Source organism: Streptomyces sp. NPDC020362, assembly GCF_040642095.1.
GTDB lineage: Bacteria > Actinomycetota > Actinomycetes > Streptomycetales > Streptomycetaceae > Streptomyces.
In genome coordinates this window covers 11,231-35,526 of sequence record NZ_JBFAET010000001.1, presented here as the reverse complement: position 1 = coordinate 35,526, position 24,296 = coordinate 11,231, and the positions used below count along the sequence as shown (strand labels likewise).

17 protein-coding genes and 1 pseudogene are annotated in these 24,296 nt (G+C 69.1%); 8 read left to right on the top strand and 10 right to left on the bottom strand.

The features are described from left to right. Nucleotides 1-93: 93 nt before the first annotated feature. Nucleotides 94-720, bottom strand: a complete 627-nt coding sequence (locus AB0H32_RS00140) for an isochorismatase family protein (RefSeq protein WP_361111632.1) — start codon at nt 718-720, stop codon at nt 94-96. Nucleotides 721-934: 214 nt separating this feature from the next. Between AB0H32_RS00140 and AB0H32_RS00135 the strand changes: the two genes are divergently transcribed. Beyond that, nucleotides 935-1,432, top strand: coding sequence for a MarR family transcriptional regulator (locus tag AB0H32_RS00135; protein WP_361111629.1), 498 nt, complete (start codon nt 935-937; stop codon nt 1,430-1,432). A 24-nt stretch (nt 1,433-1,456) separates the two neighbouring features. Here the strand turns inward: AB0H32_RS00135 and AB0H32_RS00130 are convergent, their stop codons facing one another. Further along, a complete protein-coding gene (locus AB0H32_RS00130; RefSeq protein WP_361111626.1) occupies nt 1,457-2,578 on the bottom strand; it encodes a PP2C family protein-serine/threonine phosphatase in 1,122 nt (373 codons plus the stop codon). On the opposite strand from AB0H32_RS00130, the gene AB0H32_RS00125 reads away from it, so the two are divergent. Then, nucleotides 2,577-4,013, top strand: coding sequence for a transposase (locus tag AB0H32_RS00125; protein WP_361111623.1), 1,437 nt, complete (start codon nt 2,577-2,579; stop codon nt 4,011-4,013). The genes AB0H32_RS00130 and AB0H32_RS00125 overlap by 2 nt on opposite strands. Nucleotides 4,014-4,398: 385 nt before the next feature. Beyond that, a pseudogene (locus AB0H32_RS00120) lies at nt 4,399-4,730 on the top strand (transposase); the annotation flags it as partial. Between the two features lie 2 nt (nt 4,731-4,732). Here AB0H32_RS00120 and AB0H32_RS00115 read toward each other — a convergent pair. The 4 genes from AB0H32_RS00115 to AB0H32_RS00100 all read right to left on the bottom strand — a co-directional run bounded on the left by AB0H32_RS00115 (nt 4,733) and on the right by AB0H32_RS00100 (nt 8,915). Continuing rightward, nucleotides 4,733-5,644 carry an ADP-ribosylglycohydrolase family protein gene (locus AB0H32_RS00115; protein ID WP_361111620.1) on the bottom strand — a complete coding sequence of 304 codons (912 nt, stop codon included), beginning with the start codon at nt 5,642-5,644 and terminating at the stop codon, nt 4,733-4,735. Nucleotides 5,645-6,033: 389 nt separating this feature from the next. Next, a complete protein-coding gene (locus tag AB0H32_RS00110; RefSeq protein WP_361111617.1) occupies nt 6,034-6,978 on the bottom strand; it encodes a DUF5996 family protein in 945 nt (314 codons plus the stop codon). Between the two features lie 54 nt (nt 6,979-7,032). Further along, a complete protein-coding gene (locus AB0H32_RS00105; protein WP_361111614.1) occupies nt 7,033-8,364 on the bottom strand; it encodes a Dyp-type peroxidase in 1,332 nt (443 codons plus the stop codon). Further along, nucleotides 8,361-8,915 (bottom strand): hypothetical protein, encoded by a 555-nt coding sequence (locus AB0H32_RS00100; protein ID WP_361111611.1) that lies wholly within the window; start codon nt 8,913-8,915, stop codon nt 8,361-8,363. The genes AB0H32_RS00105 and AB0H32_RS00100 overlap by 4 nt, the downstream gene beginning before the upstream one ends. Nucleotides 8,916-9,383: 468 nt before the next feature. Here AB0H32_RS00100 and AB0H32_RS00095 point away from each other — a divergent pair, with 468 nt between their 5' ends. Then, the gene (locus AB0H32_RS00095; protein WP_361111608.1) at nt 9,384-10,523 is read left to right on the top strand and encodes a DUF4331 family protein; all 1,140 of its coding nucleotides are present in this window, start codon (nt 9,384-9,386) and stop codon (nt 10,521-10,523) included. Further along, complete coding sequence (locus AB0H32_RS00090; protein ID WP_361111605.1) at nt 10,507-11,214, top strand: tetratricopeptide repeat protein; 708 nt, start codon at nt 10,507-10,509, stop codon at nt 11,212-11,214. Before AB0H32_RS00095 ends, AB0H32_RS00090 begins: the two co-directional genes overlap by 17 nt. 120 nt (nt 11,215-11,334) lie before the next feature. Here the strand turns inward: AB0H32_RS00090 and AB0H32_RS00085 are convergent, their stop codons facing one another. Then, complete coding sequence (locus tag AB0H32_RS00085) at nt 11,335-11,646, bottom strand: hypothetical protein (RefSeq protein WP_361111602.1); 312 nt, start codon at nt 11,644-11,646, stop codon at nt 11,335-11,337. Between the two features lie 682 nt (nt 11,647-12,328). Here AB0H32_RS00085 and AB0H32_RS00080 point away from each other — a divergent pair. Further along, nucleotides 12,329-13,513: a type III polyketide synthase gene (locus tag AB0H32_RS00080; protein WP_361111599.1), complete on the top strand. Its 1,185-nt coding sequence runs from the start codon at nt 12,329-12,331 to the stop codon at nt 13,511-13,513. A gap of 173 nt (nt 13,514-13,686) precedes the next feature. On the opposite strand, the gene AB0H32_RS00075 is transcribed toward AB0H32_RS00080, so the two are convergent. Further along, nucleotides 13,687-15,849, bottom strand: a complete 2,163-nt coding sequence (locus AB0H32_RS00075; RefSeq protein WP_361111596.1) for a SpoIIE family protein phosphatase — start codon at nt 15,847-15,849, stop codon at nt 13,687-13,689. A 760-nt stretch (nt 15,850-16,609) separates the two neighbouring features. On the opposite strand from AB0H32_RS00075, the gene AB0H32_RS00070 reads away from it, so the two are divergent. Beyond that, entirely contained in the window at nt 16,610-19,630 is a 3,021-nt protein-coding gene (locus AB0H32_RS00070; RefSeq protein WP_361111593.1) for a BTAD domain-containing putative transcriptional regulator, read from the top strand. A gap of 323 nt (nt 19,631-19,953) precedes the next feature. Here the strand turns inward: AB0H32_RS00070 and AB0H32_RS00065 are convergent, their stop codons facing one another. Both AB0H32_RS00065 and AB0H32_RS00060 read right to left on the bottom strand, forming a co-directional pair. Then, the gene (locus tag AB0H32_RS00065; RefSeq protein WP_361112210.1) at nt 19,954-20,973 is read right to left on the bottom strand and encodes an alpha/beta hydrolase-fold protein; all 1,020 of its coding nucleotides are present in this window, start codon (nt 20,971-20,973) and stop codon (nt 19,954-19,956) included. A 165-nt stretch (nt 20,974-21,138) separates the two neighbouring features. Further along, nucleotides 21,139-23,583, bottom strand: a complete 2,445-nt coding sequence (locus AB0H32_RS00060) for a penicillin acylase family protein (protein ID WP_361111590.1) — start codon at nt 23,581-23,583, stop codon at nt 21,139-21,141. On the opposite strand from AB0H32_RS00060, the gene AB0H32_RS00055 reads away from it, so the two are divergent. Further along, nucleotides 23,525-23,716, top strand: coding sequence for a hypothetical protein (locus AB0H32_RS00055; protein ID WP_361112248.1), 192 nt, complete (start codon nt 23,525-23,527; stop codon nt 23,714-23,716). The two genes, AB0H32_RS00060 and AB0H32_RS00055, sit on opposite strands and share 59 nt — an antisense overlap. Nucleotides 23,717-24,296 lie beyond the last annotated feature (580 nt).

Here is a 24,296-nt window from a genome sequence, read left to right as displayed (position 1 = left end):
CCGTGAGTCCTGAGCCGTGAGCCGCTGACCACCGGCGCCGCCGGTGCGCCCTCGACGTGTGACGGCGCCGGGGCGCGGCGGTCGGTGGGCCCTCTAGGCCCGGTGGGCCGCGGAGATCTGGCCGACCAGGACGGCGAACGGCATGTCGAGGGCGGCGTAGAGGGCGCCGGCCTCGGGGGCGGCGTTGTCGGCGAGGGCCTCGACCATGAGGGTGGCGTAGTCGCTGACGATGACGCCCGCCTGCTGCATGCGCAGCAGTCCCGCCTCGCGCTTGGCGTGGCTGAAGGTGCCGGAGGCGTCCACTGTCACGTAGGCGTCGTGCCCCGCGGCCGTCGCGGAGATCGCGGGCAGTGCGGCGCACACCTCGAGCGACACCCCGGCGAAGATCAGCTTCTGCCGGCCGGTGGCCTCGATGGCCTCGCGGACCCGGTCGTCGTGCCAGGCGTTGACCGTGCTGCGGTCGATGATCTTCAGTCCGCTCGGCAGTGCCTCGACCAGTTCGGGGGTGGTCGGCCCCCACATGCTGTCGGCGGCGGTGGTGGTGACGACCAGGGGGAGTCCCAGCGCGGTCGCCGCCCGTGCCAGCGCCACCACGTTGTGCTTCAGTTCGCCGAGCGGGATGTCCCGGACGCCGGACAGCAGGCCCACCTGGTGGTCGACCAGTACCACGGCGACGTTCTCTCGGGTGATCGGCTCCAGGAACCTATTGCGCTCGCTCATGTTCCGCTCCTTGGATTGAGCCAGAGCCTTTTGGTCACCAAACTTGATAGTCAATATTGATGACATTTCGACGCTATACCTCGGCTCCCGGGAGGGCAAGCGCCGGTACGGGTCGCCGGGGATCCGGATGATGGTGTCCGAGCCCATGAGGCGGGCCAATAAAATCGCTGGTGACACAGCACTGTGGTGGACGACCGCCGAGACGGGAGACGCGTTGACCGGGCACCAGACCGCGGAACCGGACCTCGGCGTGCTCGCTGCCCGGGTCCTCTTCTCCATTCAGCGCGAGCTGTTCACCGCGCTCGCCGAGCAGGGCTTCGACGACATCCCACCCCGCGCCGGCGCCGTACTCGCCTACCTGCGTGCCGACGGCATCCGTGCCAGCGATCTCGCCCGCGCCTCCGGACAGCACAAGCAGGTCATCGGCTCCCTCGTCGACGACCTCGAACGCCTCGGCTATGTCGAACGCAAACCCGACCCCGCAGACCGCCGTGCCAAACTGATCTGCCCCACCGAGCGCGGCCTGCTCCAGATGGAGGCCGCCGCCTCGATCATGCGCACGATCGAGGAACGCCACGCGAAGGCACTGGGCAAACAGGAGTACGCCACCTTCAAGACGGCTCTGCAGCGCGTGGCCGATCTCCAACGCCAGGCCCAGCGCGACAGCCAGGCGCCCGGACGGAGCCAGAGCAACAAAGAGGAGGCACCGTAGGTCCTGCCTGTCTCCGAGCCCCGGTCAGACTGCCAGGCGGCGGATCGCGACCACGGCCGCGTCGTCATTCAGATGGCCGTGGACGTGGGCCAGCAGGTCGTCCCGCAGAAGGCGCAGCAGCTCCTCGGGGTCTTCCTTGGCCCACTCGGGCACCCGTTCGGCGAGGGGGTAGAAGACACCCTCGGCATTGCGTGCTTCGATGACGCCGTCCGTGTAGAGGAGCAACAGGTCGCCGACCTCGAACGGGAACGTCTGGACGTCGTACTCGGCAATGCCGAGGAGCCCGCCGAATCCGATCGGAAGGTGGCTCGCCTCGGCCACGAGCGTGGTGATGCGATTCCCGTGCAGCACGAGCGGTGGTGGGTGGCCGCAGGCGATGAGGTGGAGCACCGCTTCGTGGTCGGGGATGTCGAGCACCATGGCGGTGGCGAAGTCCTCGTTCGCGTCCTGCTCCGCCTCCTCTCGCCACTGGTTCGTGTCCCAGCGGAACGCCGCGTCCAGGTGGACGGCGAGGCGTGGCAGTGTGGCTTGCCGATGGGCGGCCGCGCGAAAGGCGCCCAGCAGCAGGGCGGCGTTGTTGATCGCGGCCAGGCCATTGCCGCGTACGTCGCCGATGAGGAGCCGGGTGCTGTGGTGGGCGGTCCGCGCGGCCGCGTACAGGTCTCCGCCCAGGTCGGCCTCCTCCTCGGCCGGGAGGTACAGGCCGGCGATCCGCAGCGGGCCACTGCGTCCGGGCAGCGGCTGAAGCAGGACGCTCTGCGCGGCTTCGGCCACCGACCGCGCCCGGTGCAACTGCCGCTCGCGCCGACTCCGCACCACACAGAAGGCGACACAGAGGACGGAGACGACGACCAGGGCGGCGATCTGAGCTTGAACGTTGGCCGTGGACAGGGCTCCTCGGAGCACCCCGATCAGCACCTGCGCCGCGACCGCGAGAACCCCCATCAGTGCCGTCATACGAGCGCCGGCGAGCGCTACCGTGATCGCGGGAGCCGCCACCAGCAGTGGGCCCAGGTGGATGTGCGACGGTGACAGCACATCGACCACACAGACCGCGACGATCAGCCCAAGCGGGATCACCATCAGCGCGGGCGCGTGACCCGGCCTCCAGGCAGGCCGGAACTCCATCCACGGTCGAAGGGCCATGCCACAAGCCTTGCACCTGCGCCCTGCTGTGGGCGTGCGCCGCTCCGGCACGGGGGCGTGGCTCTGGACGGCTACAACAACGACGCCCTGGGAGCGTGGCGGACCGACCGGGTCGACGGCGACTCCAACGCACCACTTGGTCCCGTCGCGGCGTTCGTCCTCTCCCCGTCCCGTCTGCACAAGGGTCTCTTCCACGCCTGGGTCCGGCAGGCCACCGGCATCACCGTGCAGATCGCGCAACGCCGGGACGGCGGGCTCCGTCACACCTGGGCCAGGGCCGGAGTCCCACCCCGTGAGGTCCGCTGCTTCGCTGTCGTCCGCGTCCTTGGGTGGCAGGGCGGACATTCGCCCGGCTCGGACGATGCCGACGCCCCTCCAAGGACTACGAATACCTCCGCTCCAACTCGGAGAACGTCATCTACCGCGCCACGACCATGCTGCTCCTGCGCCGACTTGCAAGAGCGGCTGGCTGACCGGCCTTTCGGACACCCTCCAGCAGCAAGGTCGTGACTCCGTTGGCGATCTTGAGAGGGGTGCTGACGGCGCGTTGATTGTGCGATTCGCCGGTGGGGTGCGGGGTGGCGTCTCGGGGAGGGGGCCGAGAATGTCGTTGCGGCCGAGGAGTTGTCGGCGGATTCCAACGCGGACGGTGCTGACGGTGTGGTCGGCGTGTCCGAAGGGGACGCCGGCGATGCTGATGCGGGACCGGCTGGATGTGGGCTTCGAGGGCGAGGACTTCGCGGACCCGTATCCACGGGATGGCCGACCGGGACCGTCGCCGGGGCAGTTGGCGCTGGTGTCGGTGCTGCAGTTTGCGGGGAACTTGCCCGACCGGGCGGCCGCGGCAGCGGTCCGTACCCGCATCGACTGGCAATACGCCCTCGGCCTGGGACTGGACGATCCCGGGTTCGACCACACGGTCTTGTGCGAGTTCGCGCCCGCCTGGTGGCCGGGGACGCGGCGGGTCGGTCGCTGGACCGGAAGTTGGAGGCAGGGCTGCTCAAGGTCGGTGGCCGGCAGCGCACGGACGCCACGCGCGTGCTCGCGGCGGTACGGCGGCCCAGCTGTCTGGAGCTTGCCGGGGAGAGTCTGCGGGGCTGCACTCGAGCAGCTTGCCCTGCACACGCCGGATCTTCTGCTGCCGTTGGTGGAGCCCGAGGGGGACAAGCGTTACGGCCGCAAGGCAGAGATCGGGAAGGTCCCCGGCGCCAAGGCCGGGGTTGACCGCGCTGGCCGAGACCATCGGGCGGGACGGCCAGAAGATCCTCTCCGCAGTGTGGGCGGCCAACGCCCCCCGGTTGCGAACTTTCGCGCAGGTGTAGGTCCTGCGGCAGGCGTGGGTGCACCACTACTACTGGGACGCGCACGGGAAGCTGCGCTGGCGCGACGGGCACGCACTGCCACCGGCCGGCTTGCGGTTCGACTCACCGTATGACACCGACGCGCATACTGTGCCAAGCCGGACACCGCCTGGAGCGGGTACCGCTTCGACGAAGGCGCCTTCACCATCGACTGGAATCATCAGCAGGCCGTCTGCCCGCGCGGGGCGACCAGCCGAGCACGGCGGCCACTGCACATCGCCGGCCACGACTACATCCAGGTCGTCTTCTCCAAAGCCACCTTCATGACCTGCCCCGACCGCCCCAGTGCACCACCTCCGCCACCCGTCCACGAGCCCTGACGCTGCTGCCCACCCGGGAACTGCACGAGATCCAGCAAGCCAACCGCCTCGACCAGCAGACCCGGGACTGGCAGAAGCCTAACGAAATGATCTTCGAGGTGGTTGGACCACTCTGGGCCTGGCGATCTGGGGGTGCGGGGTGGCGCGGCCGAAGCCGTGGGAAGTTGACGACGAGTTGTGGGCGATGGTCGGGCCGCTGCTGCCCAAGGTGGAGCGTCGGCCCCGGAATCCCGGGCGCAAGCCGCGTCCAGATCGGCTGGCTTTCCGGGGCATCCTGCACGTGCTGCACGCCGGGAGCTCCTGGGAACACCTGCCGTAGGAAATCGGCTTCGGCCCGGGCATGACTTGCTGACGCCACCGCCTGGCCGAGTGGACCGAGGCTGGTCGTGGCCCCGGCTGCGCGAGGTCCTCCTCGCCAAGCTGCGCGGCGCGAACGCCCTGGACTTCTCCCGGGCGGCCGTCGACGGCTCTTCTTACTCCGACACGACTGGTGGCAGCGGTTCACGAGCTGCGTGCCAGGCAGGGGGGAGGGCAGCGACGCCCGTGCGAGCAGCGATCACCCCGCCCGCGATAGCGCAGGTGGTGTCGATGTCACCGCGCCCGGCGACCGTGAACCACAGGCCCTCGTGCAGGTCGTCGAGGTGCCCCGCCGCGCACCACAGGGCGTAAGGGACGGTGTCAGGCCCAGACATCCTGTACCCGGAGCCCAGGACCTCCGCAGCGTGCCGAACCGAGGTGTGCTCCGGCATCCGGGCCGCGATCCGCACTCCCGACCGGACATCGCTGTCGGGGAGTCGTTCGGCGACTGCCTGAAGGAAGTCCGGGCGTGCCGGGGCAGGCCCGCCCCGGCTGCGTGTTGCCAGTGCTGCGGCAAGGGCTACCGCCACCGCCGCGGCGATCGCCTCCGGGTGGTGGTGCGAGACCGCGCCCTGGCAGGCGGCCTGCTCGGCGAGGACGTCGAGGTCGACGGCGTGCCAGGCACCGAGCGGGGCGGCGCGCATGGCCGCACCGTTTCCCCAGGAGCCCTGGCCGCCGAACTGTCCGGCGACCACCTCCCGCCAGGGCTCGCCCGCGCCGATCCGACGGAGCACGTCATGCATCGAGGCTCCGTAGCCGCGGTGCGTGTCCTCGGCGTAGGCCGCCGCGAGGCCCAGGGCGAGGCGGTCCTGATCCACGGTGCCGCCCCCCTCGGCGAGTTCCCGGACGAGAACAAGCGCCTGGACGGTGTCATCACTCCACCGCCACAGCGGCTCCGGGGGCAGTGTCCGCGACTCCAAAGCTGCAGAACCGTCCCGGCGCAGGATGCGGAACCAGCGGTCACCGAAGGCGTCACCGAAGGAAAGGCCCTGCAACGAATCCAGCGCAGCTGTGGGGAGATTGATCATCGGAGCAGTATCACAGCGCGACGGCGCTCCGGCACACCGTTTTTGGCGCGGACATGCCTCTGATCCGGACGTGGCGCTGGGTGATCGCAGTGACAACCGGGACAAGTATCGCTGCCCGGTCTGGGTCCTGGAAGCCGCTGATCGCCCGCTGTTGTACCGAGCACGGCACAACGTAGGCACGTGGAGCTGGAATCCACTGGTACCGCTGTCTGCAAATCCACGAAAAGACACTCCACGACACCCGCGAAGCGTTCCTTCCCGTTGAATGCCCACGCTCCTGCTGGCGGCACTTGTTTTCATTCCGGTAGGAGTTCTAAGCCATTTCCACGCACTCTGTACGGCCACCGGTCGGCCATCACGAGATCGCCAACCGAGTCACGGCATTGCCTCTAGCGGTGTTCCCAGCGGTGTGCGCCGGCCTCCAGTGCCGCTCGATCCCAACCGCCCAACTCGGCGATCGCCCCATAGGTGTTGTGCAGAAACTCGCTCAGCACCCGGTCCGGATCGGCGGCGTCGGCAACCGCCTCATAGGGCAGCGCGAACTCTCCGCTGCCCCGCTGGTACGACGCCGCCGCAGGGCGGACCGGATGGTCGGCGCAGCCGACCGGCTCGGGATAGCCGTAGGCGTAGAACCCGCCTTCCTCACCGCCTCCGGGCCAGAACCCGCAGCTGAACAACTCAACGCAGTAGGCCTCTTTGGTCACCCAATCGGGCACGTTGGGGATCCCTCCAGGGGGATGCGGTGGCGCGGGGCGCCCGGAGAAGCGGGTGCAGGTCAGGTCCATCGACCCCCAGAACAAATGCACAGGGCTGTCCTTGCCGACGAAATGGGTCCGGAACTCCCCGAACACCCTGTTTGCCTGGAGTAGTTGGCCCCAGAACAGCCGTACGGCGTGCGGGTCGTAGGAGGCGTGCTGGTAGTCGTCGGCGAATGGGATCGCCAGGGCCACCTCGTTCGGCTGCGGGTGTATTCGCGTCCGAATGCCCAGCTCTCCCAGCGCGCCCATGGTCTCGGCGTAGAACCGGGCCACCGGTTTGGGCTCCAGCGCCAGGTCGCGCCGGCTTCCGTCACTGACACGAATGCCCAGCCGGTGATCGACGAAGTCGAACTCGATATCGAACACGCCGGTTCGGTACGGGATCGCGGAAGTGGTCAATCCCCGCGGAGTGACGTAAAGGGCGACCTGCCACCAGTGATTGACCATGGGGGCGTGGGCCAGCCGGATCTTGCCGACGATCTGGGTCCACATGTGTAGTGTGTCTCGGGTCTCGACCCAGTCCGCCACGCGCAGCCGCGGCCAGTTCCCGACCTGCTGTGTCCTCTGCTCTGTCATGGTGCCTCCCACAGCCCTCGCAGCTCCGGCAACCCTGCAGTCGTCTTTGCAGGACTAAGGCAGCGCGGCGAGCCATTGGATTGCGGTCATGCCGGGCATGTAGAAGTACTCGCCGCCCCGGACGGTCACGAAGCGTGGCAACCCGGTGAGCCGCCGCCGTACCGGCTTGGCGGGGATGGTGTACGAATCGGTGCCGTCGTGGTTGCCGATGAGCGGGTCCTTCTCGGTGCCTAGACCGACGAAGTCGCCGTCGTTCATCCAGACTTCCTGAATGAACTCGAACTGTCGGGACAGACTCGCTCCCAAGAAGATGAAGATGATGCCACGCTCCGCCCCGTCGTCCTCCAGTGCGCCGTCGGGCAGCACTGGTCCATAGGCGGCGCCGCGCCGGATCAGCCGATGCGTGTTGACCGCGACCACGGTGTCCTTGAGGCTGTCCCGAGGGTTGACGCGCCGGATGTGAGCGCCGTGCGGCACACACTGTCCGTGCGGATCGTCGTCGTAGTAGAGGAAGTCGTTGTTGCGCATCGGGTCGGCCGCCAGCTCGGGATCGTCCCTGTCGGGCGACAGGGCGAGCGGCGCACCGCTGCGCCAGCGGCCGATGATCTTTGCGCCGATCAGTTCCTCTTCCTCGGGCGACCTGGCGTGCTCGCGCAGAAATCGGCGGAACGCCGCTACGTCGGAATGCAATTGCCGGTACGCCAGGTAGGTGCCGTTACGGCCGAGCGCGTCCGGCACCGGCGCGTCGGGCAGCTCTCCTGGCTCATCCTGGTAGCCGAGGATGAATTCGCCGGGCCAGACCTCGTCATGGCCGGGCAGTGGAGGGTTCGCACTTCCCCTGATGTGCGGTCCACCAATGCTGTCGCGGAAGCCGAAGTGCTCACGTCCGGTGCTGGGGACACTTACGTCGAGTTGATAGATCAAACTTACTCCGGCAAGGCGCCCGGCCTCGTTGCGCGGTTCGTCCAGCGCCTCGACCTCCTGCGAGATGATCAGCACCCCGATATGGACGTCCCGACTGCCCAGCGGTGGAACCCAGTTGCCCGGGTCGTTCGCCCCGGTGTCGCCGAGCACCTCTTTGCGGGCAGCCATGCCCCCGCGAAACTCGGGCGAGAACGATGCGAGCGACTCCGGCGGAACTCCCAGCCGTTCGAAGCCGCTGTAAGTGAATGCGATGTTGAGGGTGAAGGGCCGCGGGCTCTCCCAATCCGTGGCACTCGTAACCATCGGCAGTATGCCGCGCAACGACTGCTTCGCCGCACCGGCGTCATCGATTCGGTACAGCAGGTACACGCCGTGGTAGTCGTCGGGTCGTCGACGCAGCAATGTGCCCTGGATGTCTTCGAATTCCAGAGTGGGGACTGTGAGCCCGGCCGAGTCGTTCATTCTTGCACCGTGTCGAGCAGCTGGTTGAAGGCGTTGGTCACCCGCAGGCTTTTCGTGATGTCGCGAGGTGTCGCCTCCGGATCCGGACCGCCGTACCAGATGCCTGCTTCGACCTGGTATTCCGCGATGTACTGCAGCGCCTCGTCCGCCGACTTCATGCCCGGGTAGCCTTCCGCGACTCGGGTGAAGATATAGTCGATCCACGGGCCCGCGAAGCGGATGACATCCCTCACGTAGGGCATGAAATCGTCACTGTATGTGGCGGCGAAGAGCAGCTGCTGATCGTTGTTGATCAAGCAAACGCGCAGGTCGTGGACGGTGCCGAGCCGACCCTCCCAATAGGGCGCCTCGATTTGCGCCTTCTTTGCCCGATCGCGGAAGACGGCCGGACCGTCCGGCTGAATCACCGGGGCGACCAGCGTGAATTCCGCCCGGTTGCCGACCCGGCTGCCCGCTCCCTGGGTCTGCCGCCGGAGCTCCTGGCTGTACCGGCCGATTTCCCCGGCAGTGACCTGCGGTGAGATCGGGTCGTAGGTGCTGGCATCGAACATGGCATTACCTCCATCAGAAGAGGGCCTGCATGGAGGGCCGGGGCCGTCCACCTCAGCCCTTCTCCGAGGCTGATATGTCGGGACTCTGGAGGGATTTGGACCCTCCATACCAGTATTCGCCCTACTCTGGTGCTATGCGCCCGGTGACCTTGTCGCTCTCCGCTCCTGGCGTCGTTCTCATTGGCCGGGCGGCCGTCCCCTCGGCCCGAAGGAAGGGGCAAAGGGTCGTGGACGCGGCGCATGTAATCCAAAGCCGGCTCGACGGACACGGGCGGGACGACCCGGTCGACCGTTCTCGCGCCGCAGGCGCGTCCTGCCCATTCGTCTCCGGCCCATCCACGAGCTGACCACTGAGGTGAGTCCGGTGAGCTCCACTTTCCAGGACACCGTTGTCGAGCCGTCGTACTGCCGTTCTCGCTGTGGGTGCAGACCCTGCCGAAGAGTGCCGCGCCAGAAGGAGGCCATGCCGTGTCCGACCACTTGTCCAGCCTGCGCGCGATGCAGGACCCTGTCATCGACCTGACCGACCTGTACTTCTTTCCCGTGCCCGATGTGCCAGGCCGGCTGGCCGTGGTGCTGAACCTGTTCCCCGGCGCGCAGCCAGGAGCGGCCTTCTCCGACGCCGTCCTCTACCGCATGCGGCTGGCGCCCGCCCACATCGGCACCGACGCGGTGGTCCGAGCCCGCGGTGAGGGCGCGATCGCGTTCGACGTCACGTTCACCGATATCGAACCGGACGCTGGTGACCAGGGTGGCGCGCTCAGCTACGGTGCTGACCGCACGGTCGCTTTCCGCACCGGGGAGAAGGGCGCCGTATGCGGGCCCGAGGTGAGCATCTTCGCCGGCCTGCGCCGAGATCCTTTCTTCATGGACGTCCAGAGCGAGATCCGCACACGCGCCACCCGTCGGCTCGCCTTCACCGCCCCCGGCGCAGACGCCGTCGCGGGACAGAACGTGCTGAGCATCGTCCTGGAACTCGACGCGGACGCCGTCCTCGGCACCGCCCGCACGGCGCTGTGGGCCGCCGTCGGGGAATCCCTCAGCCAGGGAGTACCGACCGCACGCTTCGAGCGCATCGGCCGGCCCGAAGCGAAGAACGTGCTGCTGTCGGTCAACGGAAACGACACCGTGAACACGAGTGTCGACCTGCGCGACCTGTACAACCTGGACGACCCCTTCGACGTCCCACCGGAGTCCGCGGCCTCCTACCGCGCTCGACTCGATGCGAATCTCGCCATGTTCGACCAGCTGGACGACGCCATCGCCTGGCCGTTCACCGACGACCACCATCACCCGCTCACCGAGCCGCTGCTCCACGACCACCTGGTCCTGGACACCACAAAGCCCTTCGGCGACCGCGGATACCTCGACATCGAGCGCGGCGCCCGCACAGGTCAGCCCCACGAAACCTGTGGCGGCCGTTGGTTGAACGAAGACGTCATCGACATTCTCTATTCGGTGATCGTCGGCGGCTGGCACGGCACACCGGTCAGTGACGGTGTGGACTCCGCCGTCATCCCCGCGACGCGCGCCTTCCCCTACCTGGCCCAAGCCAACCCCAACCCGCCCGCGCTGGATGCCGGAGCGATTCTTGCCCCCTCGCCCTGAACGCGCAGACCTCGGCGGACGGCCCCTACCGCGGTGTACGTCCTCGACGATCGCGCTCGCCAACCTGGGCCACGCCCAGCTAGTGGGCCTGGCCCAGCACTACGCACAGTCCGGCCACACCGATGTCGGTGTGAGGCTCACCAACGCGTTGCTCGCACGCCACAGCATCACCTCCGACGCGTGCGATCTGATGGCCGCCGACCGCATCACGACCGAACTCGTCAGCCACGCCCCGGCAGACTCCACTGCCTGGCTCACCCGCGCCCACGTGGCCACAACCACCCACCGTTTCGCCGAGTCGGCACAGGCCCTCGCGCTTGCCACGCACCACGGCGACGCCACCGAGGACCTCGCCGAGGAACGCGCCGACGTACTCGAGGCGTGCGGGCGCGGCCCGGCCGCCCTCAGGCTCCGCCCGGCACACGGCACAACCCACGTCGAGCCACAGCAGATGGCGCGCATCGCGTGTCTGCACGTGTCGATGGGAAACGATCAGCAGGCGCGGGACGCTTTCGGCGAAGCCCTCGGGAGATACACAAGCCCCTCTCCGCTCCCCCTGGCTGCCATCCTCTACAACTGGGGGCACGCGCTCCAGCACGCCGGACAACATGACCGGGCGGTCACGGCATATCGAGCCGTCCTTGCCTACTTCCCCACCCATGCTCGGGCCCTTCGGGCCCTCACCGCATGACGGCAGACCCCTGCGGGTCGATACACCTGGGGGAGCGGTTGTCTGGACGGCTGGGCCACGTGCTCACTCCTCAAGGGAATCTCGTACTGCCGGTCGGGTTCCACGAATCCGGCTCGAAGCTCAAAGCAGGTCTCCTTCATCGTTCGGTGCTGCACGGTGTGGCTCGGGGAACAGGCCGTCGAGCCTTGCCTCAGGAACGCTGTGGTCGGTGTGGGCCGACGGCGAGGAGGGTTCGGCGCCCTGGCCGGTGTCCGCGGCGCCCGGCCGGGCTTCGCGCCACCGAAGGGCCTCGGCCGCTCCTGCGGTGGCGCCTCTGGCCACCCCCACGGCGGCGCCGACGACCGCACCGACGGCGGCACCGACGACGGTTCCGACGAAACGGGCTTTGGCTCTCCTGGCCGGCAGACCGCTGCTCGCGGAGCGGGAGGTCATAGGAGGTCCTCCTCATCACTGTGCACCGGATTGCGGCGGCCGAACAGGGAGCGGTTGAGGGTGGGGGACGTCGGGGATCCTTCGGGCACGGGGAGTTCGGCGCGAGCGGCACGCGGATCGAGTTCACGCCGCGCAGTTCTGCGGGCCTCGCTCCTGATGACATCCCATCCGATTTGGGCGATTCTCCCTCCTTGCTCCCCGCCCCGTCGCCCATCGATCGCCGTGCCCACAGCACCACCGGCAGCAGCGCCGAGCACGGCACCTGCGAGAACGACCCCGTTCCCCCCGCTGTCGCCCGTCGCGTCGGACAGCATGCCGATCGAGGCGCACGTCTTCCCCTTCGCAGAGAGTCTCTGTGGTCGAGTGGCCCGTGCCGCCAGGGGAGTCGCCCGGCTCCGGCAGCAGTGACCAGGCGCCGTCCTGGCTGACGGTGAGTCAGGTGAGGCTTGCAGGGGCGCTCCGGGGGCCCCTGTTTCGGCGGTGTGTGCCGTGTCACGCGTTCCAGAGGCTGCCTAAGTTGTCTGCATCACAGCGGAAATGTCCATTTAGCGTCCATGCTCAAAACGGATACCGACTCCCGAGATGGGGCCCATCGGCAGCCTCTTGGGCGTGAAGTCACAAAGTGACTCATGACACAGCACTCGCGACATTCCTGCTTGTTCCCCTGGAAAGGTGCCCCATTATGGCCGCTCACCTCTGTCCTCCTGCCGTCATACACGGCGAGCACGCCGTGGAGACCAGCCAGATCGTGGCGGAGGTGCGCGACCGGCATCCGCACGCGGCGTGGGCGCCGCGGATCGACGGCATCGCGGCCAGTACGGGCATCGAGACCCGCGGGTGGATGCTGCCGCTGGAGACCGCCGTCGCGCCGGGCAAGGGCAGCGGACTGCAGGCTGTCGGCGTCGGACCGGCCCAAGAGGCGCTGGCACGCGACGGGTTCAGCCAGCAGGACGTCGACCGTGTGATCGCCGCCCTCGAGGCGATACCCGTACCGCAGACCGTCCAGGAGCGCACCGCGCCGGCCTGGGAGGCCGTGCAGTCCTACGGGGAGCGTGCGGCGCGCGGAGCCCTGCAGATCGCCGGGCTGGACGCGGCCGATGTCGACTGCCTGATCACCAGCCACTCCACCACCCCGGCGCTGCCGGGTCTGGACATCTCCCTGGCCAACAAGCTTCAGCTCCGCAACGACGTGATGCTGCTGCCGGCCACGCAGTGGGCCTGTATCGCAGGGACCCGCTCCCTGGCGCTGGCGGCGGAGCTCGTTGCCGCGGACCCCGACCGGGTGGTCCTGGTCGTGATCTCGGAGGCGCTGAGCACGACCTACCAGCCCGCGGACGACACCCTCGAGTCCCTGATCGTCCGGCTGCTGTTCGCTGACACCGCGGTCGCCACAGTGGTCACGGGCCGCCCCCGGCGCGAGTCGATGCTGCGACTGGACAGCGCCTGGCACCACACCCTGCCCGGCACCCAGGACCTGCACCGCCTGGAAACGCGGGCGGACGGCACCCATTTCGTGATGGACCGGCGCGGACCGCGCGCCGTACAGGAGACGGTCACCGCGATGTGGGAGTGGCTGCGCGTCCGTTACCAGGACGACCCCGACTCCTGGCACCCCGACGTGCTGCTCGCGCACCCCGGCGGGACCCGGGTGCTGGAGTACATGGAGCAGACGATGCCCGACGTGTGGCCGTCGGGGCTGCTGGACTACAGCCGGCAGAGCTACACGAGCGGCAACCGCGGAGGCGCTGCCGTGTTCGACATCATGCGGCGGGCGTACGACGCCGGGCAGAAGCCGGGCAGTCGCGCCGTCCTGTACGCGGCGGCACCGGGCCTCAGCGCCACCGCCCTGGAGGGCGAGTGGCTGTAGTGCGAGCCCGCGCCGGCCGTACCGGCGAACGGGCCGCCCGCATCACCGGTCACGACACCGGTGCCGGTGAGGGCGCCGTCCGTGCCGTCGGTGGCGCCGGCTGACGCGCACGCCGCCGCCCGTACCGTCGTCGCGCGCCCGTACGGTGGTCGGGCCCCCGCCCCGCAGTCGCCTCACCTCGAGACTTCCGCCCAGACCACCTTGCCGGTGTCCGTCCACCGCACCCCCCACCGGGTGGTGAGCCTGTGCACGATGTACAGGCCACGACCGCCGTCGTCGAGGAGGCCGCCCCGGCTCAGACGTGGCCTGCCGTTGCCGGTGTCGCCCACCTCGCACAGCATGCCGTGACCGGCCCTGATCAGCCGTACCGTGATGGGACCGGTGGCGTAGCGCACCGCGTTCGTGACCAGCTCGCTGACCAGCAGCGGTACGTTGTCCAGGGTGTCGTCCCTGGCGTCCCATCGCCGCAGCAGCGCGGAGACCAGCGCGCGGGCACGGGCGGGCGCGTCGTCGCGGGCGGGCAGCCGCCAGGTCGCGGTGTCCCCCTTGCGGTAGCCGATCATGCGCGCGAGCAGCAGGCTCACGTCGTCGCGCTGGCGCACGGGCGCCAGCGCGGAGACGACGCGCCGTGCGGCCTGCTGCAGGGCGTCCCAGGGGTGCACCGTGGACACGGCGTCCGCCAGCCTGCCGATGCCCTCGTCGATCGACACGGCCGGATCCTCCACCAGGCCGTCGGTGTAGAGGGCGAGCAGGGAGCCCGGGGGTGCGCCGAACGTGTGCACGTGGAACGGCTCCCGCAGCGCGAACTCGGTGCCCAGGCCGGGATGAGGGTGGACCGCGAGCGGGCCCGCGTGCCCGTCCGGGGACACCAGGACCGGGGGGAGGTGGCCGGCGCTGGACAGCGCCACGTGGTGGCTGACCGGGTCGTAGAGGGCGATGCAGCAGGTCGACCCGAGGGCGCTGTATCCGGCCGCCAGCCCGGACTCCGCGTCGTCCAGCAGCGTCACGGTCTCGTCCAGGTGCTCCAGCACCTCGTCGGGCGCCAGCCCCGCGGACAGCAGCGCACGGGCCTCCATGCTCAGCTGGCCCATGGTTGCCGCGGCTCCCAGTCCGTGTCCGACAACGTCACCGACCACCAGTGCGGTACGGCCGTCCGGCAGCGGAAAGCTGTTCACCCAGTCACCGCCGACGCCTGCGCTGTCGGGGGTGGCGGGCTGGTAGACACTGGCGATCTCGATGGTGTCGCCGCCGCTCCGGGGCAGCAGCCGGCGCTGCAATGCCAGCACCTGCTTGTGCTCGCGCTGGTGCTGACGGGCCAGGTCGACGTGATGGACGGTCCTGGCCACCAGTTCCTGCAGGTCGAACAGCTCGCTGTCGCGGAAGGGGGAGTCCGCCCGCCGCCAGACCTCCGCCACGCCCAGTACGACAGGCGGCGCGCCGTCCAGGATCAGCGGTATGCATGCCACACCCGCCGACCGGTCACCGGGCACCAGGGCACGCATCACTCGCGGACTGCCGAGCACCCGCTCGACCGCCTCCCGGTCGGGTATGACGATGGCCTGCGGGGCATCGTCCCGCCGTACCGCCTGCGCCAGCAGGCGACTCGCGTCGCTGGGAAGATCGTCGCCCGGAGTCACGTAGCCCTCGGGCCACGCCCGGTCCGGCACCAGGGCCGCCCGCCGCAGCCGGATGCGCCCCTGTGCCTGCTCGGTGACCCCCTCGCCCGTCCACACGGCGAAGTCGAGGTCGATGGCGGCGACGTCTCCCCAGGCCAGCAGGGACTCCGCCAGCGACTGCGCGGTCTCGCCGATGTCCAGCGAGGTGCCGATCGCGGTCTCGGCGGCGTACAGGTGCAGCCTCCTGGCCATGGCGATCACGGAGACGGTCAGGCCGTCCTGGGGCACCGCGGCCGGAAGGATGCTCAGCGAGACCACCAGCTCCGACCCGTCGCCGCGCTGCAGGCGCTGGATCCGGGCGACGTGCGCCTCACCGGTTTCCAGGACCTGCCGCAACCGCCGCGTGACCGTCGGTACGTCCCCGGGAGGCAGGAGATCGGCGAAAGGGCTCCCGACCACGGCGTTCAGACCCGCGAACACGGGGGCGTCCAGATTGCAGCGGCTGATTCTCAGGTCCCTGTCCAGGTTGACCGCGCCGAGAATCTGATCCTGACGGCCGGCTGCCGCGTTGTCGGGTACGCGTCGGCTGGTGGTGCGGTCGCCCTGGGCGTCGGCAGGACCGGGTGCCGCTGCCGCTCCGCCGCTCGGGATGTAGCGCCCCAGGGCGCTGCTGACCAGGTCGAACGGCGAGGAGGACGAAGGGGAGGGTGTGGAGTCCATGCGGCTCTCTCAGCAATCTCCGGTGCACCGCCGGGGCCGTACTCGGACCCGTCCGACGGGGCCCCGAGATCCCTGACGGCACACCTCATTGAATAACACCGGGAGTCGCTTCGCCCACATCAGCGGATCACGCGGCGAACGCGGACAGTGAGGAATGCCACGGCCGGTGGGCCGTGCTCACCTCGCCGGGAGCCGTCGCCCGCCAGGATGCGACGACCGCCGCAGGACCACTGGGCGCCGGCGCCGGCGCCGTCGGCTCCGGTGAGGTCCGGGCTTGTCCCGCCGTGCCGGGCGATCGGTGTCATGACGTGCTGATCCACACCGACGCAGCCCTGGCGCCGCACCTCCACGAGGAGCCCAGCGAGGTGACCGAGTCCGTGTCGGCCGTGGTCCAAGAACGCGGACCCCTCAGGTACCGATGACTGCCGGTTCAGGTACCGGTCACTGCCGGGCAATCATGTGGCCATGAACCGGCCCGTCGCTCAGCCTCGCCTCCCGATGGGTCGCGGCCGACGATCCGACCCTGAAGGTCGCCTTCGTGCCAGTGGTGGTGATCAACCTGTGCTGAGCGCTCCGGTCGGGGGCGGCGGTGTGAGTCTGGAGGCTGAATCCGTGCCGGACGCCCCGGTCTTGCGACCACAACGGCTCTCCGGATCGAAGCAACGTCCACCCATCGGGCGGGCTCGACGGGCTTGAACACCGTCCACTTGGCGACCATGTCCCCCGGGGAACGCGGGATCCTGGGCCTATACTCCCCTGCGTGTTATCGAGGGGGGAGTCGCCAACGGGCGGCAGCCGGCTCCGGTTCGCCGTGCTCGGTCCGCTCCGGGCCTGGCGCGGCGACGTGCAGCTGGAGCTCGGTCCGGTTCGCCAGCAGGCTCTGCTGACGGCGCTGCTGCTGCGGCCGGGCACGACCGTCAGCCGGCAGCAGCTGCTCGACGGAGTATGGGGTCCGGAGCCGCCGGGCACGGGCGCCAAGGTGATCCCGGTCTATGTGCACCAGCTGCGCAGACGTCTGGGCACTGAGGGAGCAAGCCCCTCCGGCTCCGTGATCGTCACCGACCGGGGTGGCTACCGGTTCGACCCGCAGAACGTCTCGATGGACGTGGCTCGGCTGACGGAGATCGTCGCCGAGGCGCACGCCGCGCGGGACTCCGGTGACCTGGACGCCGCGGTGGGCGCGTGGTCCACCGCCCTGGAGCTGTTCCTGGGCGATCCCCTGGCCGAGATCCCAGGGCCGTTCGCCCAGGGAGAGCGCTTCCGGCTGACGGAACACAGGCTCGCACTGGTGCAGGACAAGGTGGAGTGCCAGCTGCAGCTGGGCTGCCACGCCGAGGTCGTGGGAGAGCTGTTCGCTCTGACCGAGACGCATCCGCACAACGAGTCCATGGCCGCCCTGTTGATGCGTGCCCTCTACGCCGGCAACCGGCAGGCCGATGCGCTGGCTGTCTTCGCCAAGGTGCGCCGTCGCCTGGTGAGGGAACAGGGGGCGGAGCCGGGCGGTGAACTGCGGCGGGTGCACGAGGCGGTGCTGCGCGCTGATGAAACGTTCCTCATCGGTGCGTCGCCACGCCCGCGCCGGTCGGCGGACGGCGCATCGCCACGGCCAGGCCAGTCGACGGACCGGCGGCCCGCAGCCGCTCGCCCACTCCGACGCGTGCGTAATGAACTACCGGTCGACGTCGGCGGCTTCACGGGGCGGGACCGTGAACTCGACATGCTCCTCGCGCCGGTCGATGGGCAGGTGGTGACGGTCCGCGCGGTGGACGGCATGGCCGGGGTCGGCAAGACCGCCCTGGTGGTGCGCGCCGCGCGTGCGATGCGGGAGCGCCATCCGGACGGCTGCCTGTTCGTGGACCTCCACGGCCACCGCGAGGGGCGGGAAGCAGCGATGCCGCACCGCGTGCTGCGCCGATTGCTGCGGGCAGTCGGCGACGCCGGCGAAGGCGACGACGAGTCATCGGAGGACCTCGACGGGCTGGCCGCGTCATGGAGGGCCGCGACCGCCGCCCTCCGGCTGATCGTGGTGGTCGATGACGCATCCGCCGCAGAACAGGTGCGCCCCCTGCTGCCCGCCGGTCCCGGCAGCCTCGTGCTGGTGACCAGCCGGCAGCGGCTGACCGGGCTGGACGCCGACCGCAGGGTCTCGCTGGCGCCGCTTCACATCGACGAGGCGGTGGCCCTGCTGACCAGCATCGTCGGCGGTCCGGGCTCCGACCCCGAGCGTGCGGCGGTGCGCGAGCTGGCTCGCCTCTGCGACCGGCTGCCGCTGGCCCTGCGCGTCGTCGGGGCTCGCATACAGAGCCGCCCGTCGTGGGCGCTGGAGCGCATGGCGGCCCGGCTGGCTGACGACGAGCACCGGCTCGGCGAGCTCGCGGTGGAGGACCGCAGCGTGGAGGCGGCCTTCCGGGTCTCCTACGAGCAGCTTCCGGCCGCCGAACGACGCGCGTTCCGCGCGTTGGGCCTGTCGCCGACCGTAGAGGTCGACCGGCTGACGCTGGCCGCCATGCTCGACCTCACACCACCGAACGCCGAGCGTGCCCTGGAGAGCCTGGTCGAGGCAAGTCTCGTGCAGCAGGCGGGCGCGGGCCGTTACCGCCTGCACGACCTGGTCGCGGTCTACGCCCGGCGCGTCGCCGGCGCGTACCCCGCGGAAGTCGCGGCGGCCCGGACCGGGGTGTTCCGGCTCTACGTGCTCGCCGCCCGTCGCGCAAGCGACTGGGGCCCCTCCGCCTTCCCGACCGGCCCGCGGCCGGACACCGCGCCCTTCGCGGACTGGGAGGAGGCGTCGGCCTGGCTGGACGCGGTGGGCGGCGAGCTGATCGACGTGATCGGTCACGCGGCGGCCGTGGGGCACGTGGACGACGCCTGCTGGCTCGCCGAGGGCCTGTGCGACTACCTCACCCGGCAGGGCCGGTACCACGAGTGCCGGACCGCCATCGAGATCGCGCTGCCGCTCACGGAGCAGGCCACCGACCAGCGGATGGTCTCCGAACTGCGCACCTGTATGGGCATAGCGCACGGCCTGCAGGGCCACTACGAGCAGGCGCGCCGCTGGCTGAGGGACGCCCTGGAGATCAGTCGTCGAACCGGAGACCTCATCGAGCAGGCCCGTGCCATGGGTTCGCTCGGGATCTTCGCCAACGCGGCGGGGGAACCGGCCGAGGCCGCCGCGCTCCTGGCCGAATCCGCGGACCTTGCCCGGACAACGGAGGACGACTGGCTCACCGTCATGTACCTGGCCAACGTCGGCGCCATCCACCATCAGGTGGGAGAGCATGACACGGCGCACGACTGCTACGCGGCATCGGTCATCCTCGCCGAGAAGATCGGCAGCCCCAGGATCCTGAGCAAGACACTGTTCCGCATGGGGACGCTCCAGCTCGACCGTGGGCGGTATGCGGAGGCTGCCGACGCGCTCCGCAGGGCCGCCGGACTCGCCGAGCGTGTGGGGGACGTCCCGCTGTACGCCGCGGTCCTCGGCAGACTGGCCACTGCCGAGGAGCGCCTGGGCAACTTGGCAGTGGCGACGGAACTCCACCACCGGGCACTTGCGGCGGTCGGCGAACGGTCCGGCACCAGGCTGGAGGCCGAGATCCGCAACCGGCTGGGCTGGCACCACGCAGCGACGGAAGACCTCACCCAGGCGCGCGACCGGTTCGAGCGGGCCGTCGCCCGCTCCCGCACCGACCCCGGGGAACTCGCCCGCACCGTCGACGGCCTGCACCGCCGCGGGCAACCGGGCCCCGGCGGCTCCGGCCAACCGGGTCCGCCGACATGACACCGCCGCGGTGGCGCCCCGGCGCGGTGGATGTGCACCCCTGCGCCGGATCGGCGAGCGAGACGTCGGGACGGCGGATCGGGCAGGTGAACAGACAGAGGCGATCCCTGTGTGTTCCCGGGCGCCGGACCCGTATCGCGGGGAACTCCTGGCCGATCTGCCGAGCCGCTCGCCGAACGGGAAGGCTGCGGCTCACGGAGTGCAGGATCACCATCGTGCACCGGAGGTCGGAGTACCGCTGCGGCTGGGCCAGGATGTTGCCACCGCCACCGCCACCGCCACCGCCACCGCCACCGCCACTCGCCACCAGCGGCTCTGGACGGTCAGGAGGCGAAGGCCCTCTCCAGCCTGGGGATCAGGTCCTGGAGGTCCTGTTCCCAGCAGCCGGCGTTGTGGTCGCCGTTGCATTGGGTGCCCCAGGCGGAACCGTCGCCGTAGTCGACGTAGTAGTAGGGCATGCCCAGAGCGTCCATGCTGTCCTTGGCGTGCTTGGCCGCGCCTTCGAGCCAGAACTCCAGTCCTGCGTTGCCCACGTAGATGGAGACCCCGACTCCGGCAAGTTTGTCCATGTGCGCTGCCGGGTCGACCTCGTTCCACCGCCAGTCGGCGTTGAACACCGGGTAGGGCGAGCCGAACAGAGCGTCGCTGTCCACGCCGGGCTTGTAGGGGTCGTTGTTGGGGTCACAGGCTCCGGATGACGAGCCGCAGATCGCGCCCGTCGCATCGATGAGGGAGGCAACGACGGTCAGCCGCAGGTCCATGGACTTGGCCGACATATCGAGGTCTCCTGACAGGGATGCGGTCTGGCTGAACAGGTCGGGACGGTCCTGGGCGTAGTGGAAGGCGCCGAACCCGCCCATGGAGACACCGGCGATGGCCCTGGCCTTCTTGGTGGGAATGGTCCGCAGGTTCGCGTCGATGAACGGGATCACCTGCTTGAGGTGGAAGTTCTCCCAGTTCTGGGCACCGAGCTGAGTCTTCTGGTTGAGCCAGTTGGCGTACCAGCCCCGGGCGCCGCCGTCCGGAATGACGGTGATCATCGAGTCCGACATGGTCAGCGCCGGATAGGTCTGCTGGATCGGGTCGTCAGGTGAACCGTGCAGGAAGTACAGCACCGGGTAGCGTCTGCCCGGGTCGTCGTAGTAGCCGCTCGGCAGAATGATTTTGATGTGGTGTTTGCCCGTGACCTCGGGCGTGGTCACAGTGATGTAGAAGTTGGTGGGACCGCCGACGGCCGTGTCGACCTGGGTCAGGCCGAATCCGTTCGCCATCGGTGGCGGCGCGGTGCGGTCAGCTGCCTGCGCCGGACCGGCCGGCATGATCATGGCCACGACGGCGACCATCCATGCCGCCACCAGCTGCCATCCATGCGATGTCCTTGCCACAGCGTGCCTCCTCGTGAGCCTTTTTGTTGTGCTGCGTCAGATGTATCGGGAAGCGGTGAGGCTCCCGATGAAAGAGCACGCCGGAGGCCGCCATCGACGTTCCGGCGTGCTCACATGTCGATCTCAGTCCAGGACCTTGACCTCCAATTCCGGTGAGGCCGCGATTTGCTCCTCGGTGAACCGCTCGGTCACCCACTGGCCCGCCGAGAACAGCTTGGTCTGATCGGCGTAGTGCGGCGAGTTCGGGTTGGCCGACTGTGAATAGGCCAGTACGGAGGAGGTCTGTGGCGGGCCGTCTGCGGTGAACCGCACCTCCTGGATGAAACTGGACCCGAAGACCACGTCCAGTTTGCCGTCGACCTGACCGGGAGTTATCACGTTCAGCACACCGAGTTCGCTGATCGAGCCGTGGATCGGGATCTGCTCACCGTTGCGGGTGATCTTCTGGATGTCCGAGAGCGGCGCGTTCAGCGGAATGCCCGCCTTGCGCAGTGCGAGAACCGCACGGCCGAACGCATCACGGACGGCGGAGCTGCCCGAGTCCAGCGAGTTGGGCGTGTGCACCGGGTCCTTGGGGTCGAAAGGAACCCGCCACGGCAGTTTCTCGATGCCCTGCCCACCGAGCAGGAAGGACCAGTAATACGCGAACAGCCAGGACCCCCGGCTGTCCGCCGTGTAATCGTGATTCTTCCAGGCGGCCAGGATCGGACATGCCTCGCTCACGTTGACCAGGTTGCCGTCCACCAGGATGGTCCCGAAGGGTTGATTCTGACACATCGTCACCGTGGAGTTGAGGGCCAGATCGGCCGCCCTGCTCTTGTCGGCGAACAGCAACTGCCGCATGTTCTCCGGTGTGAAGCCCTTGCCGGGCAAGCCATCGGTGCCGTTGATCCGGTTCTGCGCGGTCAGGATGAGCTCCTGGGTGCGCAGCGACCGGGGCGCCGCCGTGTCGCCCATCACCCTGGGGAAGGACAGTGGCTGCTCGGGGTTGGCCAGCCAGGCGCTGTCGTTGGCGTTGCCCACGAAGTCGGACCGGATGAGGCGGGGCTGCTGGTGCGGGTCCAGCAGCCCCGGCGCGACCGCGTTGGGATCGTTGGGCCAGTCGCACTCACTGCGCTTGCCGTCGAAGACGGAGACCGGCGGCACGTTCGGCCGGCGTAGCACCTGGTTGAACAGCAGTTTCCCGGTCTCGGTGAGGCACGACCGAGCGTGCTCGTCGGTGATGTTCGGGGTGGCCTGAATGTCCGCGTACAGCGCGTTGCCCTTGCGGTCGGAGGCGACGGTGTTGAAGAAGGGGACGCCCTGCGTGGTCTCCAAGGTGTTCACCACGTCGTTGACGTCCTTGGCCTGGTCGAGGTGGAACCAGGTGTTCAACGCCCGCAGGTTGTCCATGTTCGCGTCGCGTACCGCGTGGGCGCTGACCACCCAGGGCAACGAGACGCCCAGGATCGATGTGGTGATCGGGCCGTAACGAGTGGACCACAACGTCCTGGTCACCTTGCCGATGGAGCCGTCCGCGTTCAGCACGTCGACAGCGACCTGCTGCGAGGTCATCCGTTGCCAGGTGCCGTCCACCAGGTAGTTGGTCGGGTTCAGCGGATCCACCTGCACGTCGAAAAGGCCGAACGGCGCCACCGTGGCGATCGTGTGGCTCCAGGCGACGTCGTTGTTGTGGCCGATGGTCACCCCGGGCAACCCCAGCAGGCTGGCCCCGGAGACATTGACCTTCCCCGGGATCGTCAGCTGGCTCTGCCACATCCGGTTCTTGCCCTGCCACGGAAAGTGCGGATTGGCCAGCATCATGCTGGTGCCGCCGGACACGCCCTGCGAGCCGACCGCCAACGCGTTGCTTCCCATGCTCTGTTGACGGTTCACCGCCATCGCGTCGCGGATCTTCTTCGCGGTCTGTGCGGCAGAGGGCGCCGGCCGTGCGGCGGCCGACGCCCCCGGGGGTGCGGCGTTCACCTCACCGTCCAGCAGCGCATCGGCACTGCCCATGATGATCTCGGCGTGCGCGTGCCGGTAGACGTCCAGCTCAGTGATGGGCCGCACCCAGGCCGCACCACGGCAGGCCGGGTCGGAGATGTTGTTCACGCCCGTCTCGGCCAAGTACCTGTTGTATCCCTGGACATAGCCGCGAATCGCCTCTTTGACCTCCGGCTCCGGCCCGTTGGGTGCGGGCTGCTCGAGCAGCCGTTCCACCACCCGGTTGTCATTGATCCGCTGGAAGTACAGGTCACTGTTGAGATTGGTGGTGCTGTTCTGGTGCTCGCCGGGACTCGCCTTGCCGTCGGGCCCCAGATAGCGGGACCGCTGGGCGTTGACCGTCAGATACGTGTCGGCCAAGGTGCAAATGTTGTCCTTGGCTGCGGCATATCCGTAGCCCGTTCCCAGCCCCTCCCAGCTCGAGGCGATGATGTGCGGGATTCCGTACTCGGTGTAACGGATCGTCGGCTTGTCCGGCCCCTGTTCGGCGGCCGGTGACCCGGTAGCGGCCATGGTGCTCATCATGGCGACCGCGGTCATGACCGCCATCGGTAACCTCGATCTGAATCTTCTCCGCGCCATCGAGCCGTCCTTCCCCAGTGGTAGCGGCCTCTGTCCGAACGCGGCCAGGCTAAGGAGAACCGATGAAATCTCGATGATGCCGCCGTGCCCGGGGGTGCCATTGCCGCCCGGTGACCTACACGACCTCGAGTGACCGGCAAGTACGCAGACCCTGTCACGTCCACTGGAGATGAGGCCGCATTGTGCGAGGCTCCACCCCGGCCCGGCCGCGGCCGTCGGTGAATGCCCGGCTTGTGTACTGGGCGTCGTGGTCGGTGTGCACGATGGCTCCGTCCGGCGGGAGACACGTGATGTCGACGACGTACTTCGTGTTCACCACCGAGGCAGTGAAGTTACGGCCGATCAGGTCGGCTGCCTTCGCGGCGGCCGGATCCGCGTCGGAGGTGGATGCTTGCGGCGCAGCCGCAGTCCGGCCGGGGCGATCCGGCGCATGACGCGGGCGATCCTCTTGTGGTCGACCTACTCGCCCAGACCCCACAACGTGACAACGCCCGGCGAACCGCCATCAATGACCGGCACGGGCCGGGGAGCGGTACGACTCCTTCCGTCCCCGGCCCGCTCCACGGTGGCCCTTTCTCCTCACCGCACCGCCGTATCCGGGCGGTGAATCGGGATTTCATCGTCCTTTCAGCGCCGCTCGCCAGGATGAACGTGCCGCTGCCGACCGCCTGGACCGTTCCCGGAGCCGTGACGCAGCGAGCGCCCCGTGATGC